General features: G+C 33.8%; 7 protein-coding genes. 3 read left to right on the forward strand and 4 right to left on the reverse strand.

What is annotated here, in order from left to right; genetic code table 11:
- From F7B34_RS07185 to F7B34_RS07200, 4 genes are all read right to left on the reverse strand, one after another.
- Positions 1–146: 4Fe-4S binding protein (locus F7B34_RS07185; protein WP_292460805.1), on the reverse strand; the 146-nt coding region annotated here is incomplete at its 3' end.
- A 57-nt stretch (positions 147–203) separates the two neighbouring features.
- On the reverse strand, positions 204–1625 hold the full coding sequence (locus F7B34_RS07190) for a Ni/Fe hydrogenase subunit alpha (RefSeq protein WP_292461152.1): 1422 nt from the start codon (positions 1623–1625) through the stop codon (positions 204–206).
- A gap of 32 nt (positions 1626–1657) precedes the next feature.
- The gene (locus tag F7B34_RS07195; RefSeq protein ID WP_292461153.1) at positions 1658–2566 is read right to left on the reverse strand and encodes a F420-nonreducing hydrogenase; all 909 of its coding nucleotides are present in this window, start codon (positions 2564–2566) and stop codon (positions 1658–1660) included.
- A gap of 45 nt (positions 2567–2611) precedes the next feature.
- The gene (locus F7B34_RS07200; protein ID WP_292461154.1) at positions 2612–3034 is read right to left on the reverse strand and encodes a hydrogenase iron-sulfur subunit; all 423 of its coding nucleotides are present in this window, start codon (positions 3032–3034) and stop codon (positions 2612–2614) included.
- 394 nt (positions 3035–3428) lie between these two features.
- Between F7B34_RS07200 and frhA the strand changes: the two genes are divergently transcribed.
- The 3 genes from frhA to F7B34_RS07215 all read left to right on the forward strand — a co-directional run.
- Positions 3429–4661 (forward strand): coenzyme F420 hydrogenase subunit alpha, encoded by a 1233-nt coding sequence (gene frhA, locus F7B34_RS07205; RefSeq protein ID WP_292461155.1) that lies wholly within the window; start codon positions 3429–3431, stop codon positions 4659–4661.
- 74 nt (positions 4662–4735) lie between these two features.
- Positions 4736–5236: a coenzyme F420-reducing hydrogenase, FrhD protein gene (frhD, locus tag F7B34_RS07210; protein WP_292461156.1), complete on the forward strand. Its 501-nt coding sequence runs from the start codon at positions 4736–4738 to the stop codon at positions 5234–5236.
- A 42-nt stretch (positions 5237–5278) separates the two neighbouring features.
- Positions 5279–5827 (forward strand): coenzyme F420 hydrogenase subunit gamma (locus F7B34_RS07215; RefSeq protein ID WP_292461157.1); only part of this gene is annotated, 549 nt, incomplete at its 3' end.

Here is a 5827-nt window from a genome sequence, read left to right on the forward strand (position 1 = left end):
AGAGCCCCTGTTGGACATACTTCAACGCATTGCATGCATAGTGTGCATGTCTTAAAGGGGGCTATCTCTATGGCATCTGTTGGACAGACAGCCTTACATGCATTGCATACTAAGCATGCATCCTCTTGAATCTTTATTCCTTCCAATGTAAAACACCTTTTGAGTTTTTAATATAGCCGAAGTTTCACATAAATAACCGTAAATTATACCCTTATTGATTTAACCAGTTTATTTTCTTTATACACTTCCAGTGATAGATTGCTGTCATTATTACCTATTACATGGGTTGCACAGGACAAACAGGGGTCATAAGCTCTAATTACCATTTCCATGTAATTTAAAACCTGTGGTGTTGCATCCTCTGGTGTTTTTAAGTATTTTTCAGCAACCTTTCTAACTCCAATATCCATTGCAGGATTGTTTTGAACTGTTGCAACAACCAAGTTGGCATCCTTAATAATTCCCTTATCATCTGTTTTAAAGTGGTGGATTAAAGTTCCCCTTGGAGCCTCGACACATCCTACTCCTTCACCAACTACATCATCAGGTTCTGTTCTTATGTCTGTATCAACAATTTTATCATTCTCTAAAAGTTCTTTTGTTTTTTCAGCACTTGATAGGAGCTCTATCAATCTTGCATAATTAAACAATATTGGATAGTGGCACGGTTTTCCAAACTCATTAATAAATTCTTCATAGTATTTTTGTGCCAACGGTGTTGCCATTTTGTCTGAAACATTAAGTCTTGACAGGGTATTTACTCTATAAACTCCTTCTTCTTCCCCTTTATCCTTTAAGTATGGAAATTTCAAGTAGGAATATGGCCTAACTCCCTCGGCAATATAATTTGTATATTCAGCAGGGTCAAATTCATATTCGGTTTTTCCTTTTGGATTAACTACCCTAATTTTTCCATCATAGAGCTCATGTGTTCCATCATTTACCATACCTGCATGGTAGGATTCAAAATACCCTATGTCCATTAAATCATTTTCTTTTATATTCTCAATTAACTTTTTACCTATTTCTATGGATTTTTCAGATAATTCTATCGCTCTATCCGATAATTTTAATAATTCATCCCTTTCTTCTTCTTTCAATGGTTTTGACTGACCTCCAACAACTGCTGTGGCTGGGTGGATTGCCCTTCCTCCAATTGTTTTTACAATGGTTTGGCCTATTTTTCTCAATTCTATCGCTTCTTTAACAATTTCAGGGTTTTCTTTTGCTATGCCCAATAAATTTCTTTTTAAAATATCCTCTGTTGTTGGATACATTAAATCAGGAGCTCCAAGGGCATAAAAATGCAGTGCATGACTGTGGATTGTTGCCCCTTGGTGCATTAAATTTCTTAAAAGATTTGCTGTTTCAGGAATTTTTACTCCAAATACATTATCCACCGCTTTTGCACTTGCAAGGTGGTGAGATACTTGACATATTCCGCAGATTCTTGGAGTATAGGTTGGTGCATCTTCGATATATCTTCCTTCCAAAAATTTTTCAAAACCTCTAACCTCCACCACATGAAAATGAACTTTGTCCAGATTTCCACTTTCATCAAAAGACACAGTTATCTTCCCATGCCCTTCAACCCTTGTAACTGGTTCAACTGATAATTTTACCATTTTACATCACCATTATTTTAATATTAATTATATTACTCATTCCTTCTTAATTTAACAGGAATCAAAGCACTCGGAAGCGTAAATTTATAAAAACATCCTATTTTATCCTCTATTGATTTTGGAAGTATTGTGGGATTTACTTCTTTATCTTTATCAACACCATAATCAGAACACAACGCAGAAATCATCTTTGCCCCCTGATCTACAATATTTCCTGCTGGTCCGCTACATCCAGCACATGGGATTCCAACTCTTGGACATCTTGCACCACACCCTGCCCTTGTTGCAGGTCCCATACATAGATATCCCTGTTCTAACAGGCATTTTTCTGGGTCGGGTGTTCCTTTGAACTTTCTTTTTAGTGTTGCAATTGAAACTCCCTCTTTACTTTTCTTTCTTGGACATTCCTCACAGAGGTTATTCTTTGGCAATTCTGGAGTTTTCCCTTCCAGCAGTGCAGTCAATACTTTTGCTATGAGCTCAGGTTCCGGAGGGCATCCAGGTATAACAAAATCCACATCTATAACATTTGATAGAGGTTTAACTCTTGAAGTTAATTCTGGAACTTCTTCGTCTGGAATAATGCCTTTTTCGTTTTCCGTTGTTAATGTTGTTTTATAGACCTTGTTCAATATCTCTTCATTTGAGTATAGGTTCCCCAATCCAGGAACACCGCCGAATCCTGCACAGCTGCCAAATGCTATAACTATTTTTGCCTTTTTCCTCATTTCCTTTGCTATTTCTTCGTTTTCTTTATTTCTTATCCCTCCTTCAATCAATGCAATATCTACATTCTCAGGAATTTCTTTAACATCCATTAGAACTGGACAATGAACGAGCTCAACCTTATCCAATATATTTAGGAGCTCCTCGTGTAAATCTAACAAACTTATATGACATCCAGAACAACAGCACAGCCAGGTTGTTGCTATTTTTACCATTTAATCACCATTTATCAATTATGCATCTAATTATATTATTCTTCATTATTCTTCTAATTTTTCTTTTAATTTCAAAGGTCCTAATGATTTTATTGTATTATATACCTCAATCATTGTTTTTTGGAATTTTTCACCTTCTGATGCTGAAATCCACTCGAATCTAAATCTTTCTGGTTCGATGCCTAATTCTGGAAGTAAATCCTTTAAAAACATAGCCCTTCTTTGCCATTTGTAGTTTCCAGCATCATAGTGGCAATCTCCCAAGTGGCATCCTCCAACAAAAACGCCGTCTGCTCCTTCACTAAATGCCTTTAAAATTAGGGATGGTTCTATTCTTCCAGAGCACATAACTCTTATTATTCTAATACTTGGAGGATATTGCATCCTTCCCACTCCTGCTGTATCTGCTCCACCATAGGTACACCAGTTGCAACAAAATCCTATTATTTTTGGTTCCCAGTCGGACATTTTATCACCTATTAAAAATGTTAATATGTTTATTACATAATCTAATACTGATTTTAAAGTTTGTAATATATATAATAATATATTTAAAATCAAATAGTAAAACTTATATAGTCATTTAAAATCATTTAAACTATTTAAGTTTATTTAAAAATTTTTTAATAATTTTAATAATATTTTACAAAAAAAGAACATTTAATATTATTTTTATTTAATTAGTATTATTTAAATCATATAAACTCGGATTTTTGTTTTAATATATATATCTTTCTATTTTGAATAAATAACAGTATTTTAAATATATTATAATTAATAATATATATATTAGTTTTTTAAATATCAATTAACTAATTAAATAATATATTAATTATTTTAATATAATATATGTGGTGATTCCATGGGGAAAATTGTGGAAATAAATCCAACAACAAGGCATGAAGGCCATACAAAACTAGTTTTAAAAATAGATGATGAAGGAATTGTAGAAAAAGGAGCCTATTTAAGTGTAACACCAGTAAGGGGTTTTGAAAAATTTTTAGTTGGAAAACCAGCGGAATTCGCACCGCTTGCTGTGATGAGATTCTGTGGAATCTGTCAAGCTGCACATGGAATTTCATCAGCTGAGGCAATTGAAGATGCCTGCAACATTACTCCTCCAAAGGATGGACTATTGTTAAGGGAATTACTCGGAATTGGAAACAAAATGCATTCTCATCCACTTCACCAATTCTTAATTTCGCCTGATTTCGTGCCTGAAAAGGATAAATCTGAGTTCATCAAGAGAGTTCAAGCAATGAGAAAAGTAGGACAGTATATCTGCGATGTTGTAGGAGGTGAAGCAATACATCCACCAAATATAATGATTGGAGGGATGGCAAAGAATATTACAGAAAGTGTTAAATCAAAAATATACTACAAATGCAAAGAATATGAAAAACTTGCAAAGGAACAGATAGATTATTTAATTCCAATATTCGAAAATAAAACATTAGTTGATGGAACAGAGCTCCCAGAAAAACTCGGATACCACGATTTTGGATACATAGCTACCCACCCCACCTATGGGGATAGAACAAAGATTGACCAAGATAATGTCGTAGAATATACTCCGTTTGATGTCTATGATAGAGATGTGGCAATTCAGGCATCAACAACAATTCCTACTTTAAATGGAAGATTGGCAGAGGTTGGACCCAGAGCGAGATTTAACAAATTCTTTGATTTTAAGGAAAAGGGAGCTATGGCTATACATGTAGCAAGGGCTTATGAAATGATTGTCCATGTTAAGCGGGCATTGGAAATTATTGATGAATTAAATGTAAATGGGAAAACCCTATCGGATGAACCAGTAATTGGAGATGGTGAAAAAATAGGATTAGGTGTTCATGAAGCAGCAAGGGGACACAACACCCATCAAGCTTCAATTGATAAAAACGGAAGGATAACATACTACAACGCAATTGTCGCTACAACATGGAATATTCCATTAATTGGTAAAGCAATTGAAGGAAGCCATTATAAGTTTGCAGAACATGTTGTTAGGGCTTATGACCCGTGCGTTTCCTGTGCAACTCACATGATTGTTAAGGATTATGATAACAAAACAGTTGATGAAAAATTCATCCAGTAGATAAAAATGAATAACTAACAAAATAAAGTAATTAAAAGTAATAAAATTCGATAAATAACTAATTAAGGTGGAATATGCCCAATTACCTAAATAAAGAAGTTCTAGTTCTTGGATGTGGAAATATATTATTTGGAGACGATGGATTTGGATATACGGTAATAAATGAATTAAATAAAATGAAAGAAAAAAATCCAATCTTGAATTCCAATAAAATAGAGATAATAGATGCGGGAACTGGTGCATCTCACTTTATACTGTCTTTAATTGATGAAAATACACCAATAAAAAAGATTGTAATAATAGATGCAATAGAATACGGTTTGAAAGCTGGGGAATTGATAAAACTACACCCTAAGGATTTACCAAATATTGAGAAATATCGGGTAGATGCCCATGACATGCCACTTGCAGGAATGTTAAATGAACTTAATGAAAAATACAAAATTGATGTTGTAGTTATTGGATGCCAAATAAAAAACATGACCGCACCAGATATATGTCTTGAATTATCAAAAGAAGTAAAAAAATCAATCAATAACGCAGTAAATATGGTTTTAGAGGAATTACAACTTTAAAATATTTATATTGATTAATATTGTATATAATGAGGTGAAAAAATGGTCAGGGTGGCACATATCCACATGAGTGGGTGCACTGGATGTTTAATATCCTTAACGGATACTTATGAAAAGCTTTTGGACATTTTGGATAATATAGATTTAGTTTATTCATTAACATTAATGGATGAAAAAACCGAAATAAAAGAAACTGATGATAAAATATTAATTGAAAGGAATATTCCAGACAATATAGATATTGCACTTGTGGAAGGAGGGGTTTGTTTAGATGATAACCATTCCATGAAGGATATTCTTGAAACTAGGGAAAAAGCAAAAATCGTGATTGCACTGGGAGCATGTGCATCAACCGGAGGTGTCCTGAGGTATTGTAGAGGGGGACAAATGTCAAAACCAACGCATGCATCATATACTGCAATTGGGGATGTAATAAAAGTTGATTTGGCAATTCCTGGATGCCCACCATCACCAGAATTAATAGTTAATGTAATTACAGCAGCTTTAAATGGAGATATGGATTATTTGGAACCATTTGCAGAATTTGCTCAGAATAACAAAGAAGCCTGTGGATGTGATTTAATTACAAAT

It is taken from the genome of Methanothermococcus sp. (assembly GCF_015523155.1).
GTDB lineage: Archaea > AGJL01 > Methanococci > Methanococcales > Methanococcaceae > Methanofervidicoccus.

What these genes read in the sequence shown, in the direction of transcription:
- frhA (WP_292461155.1), top strand. Translation starts at nt 3,429, where the DNA reads ATGGGGAAAATTGTGGAAATAAATCCAACAACAAGGCATGAAGGCCAT.
- F7B34_RS07195 (WP_292461153.1), bottom strand. Translation starts at nt 2,566, where the DNA reads ATGGTAAAAATAGCAACAACCTGGCTGTGCTGTTGTTCTGGATGTCAT.
- frhD (WP_292461156.1), top strand. Translation starts at nt 4,736, where the DNA reads ATGCCCAATTACCTAAATAAAGAAGTTCTAGTTCTTGGATGTGGAAAT.
- F7B34_RS07200 (WP_292461154.1), bottom strand. Translation starts at nt 3,034, where the DNA reads ATGTCCGACTGGGAACCAAAAATAATAGGATTTTGTTGCAACTGGTGT.
- F7B34_RS07190 (WP_292461152.1), bottom strand. Translation starts at nt 1,625, where the DNA reads ATGGTAAAATTATCAGTTGAACCAGTTACAAGGGTTGAAGGGCATGGG.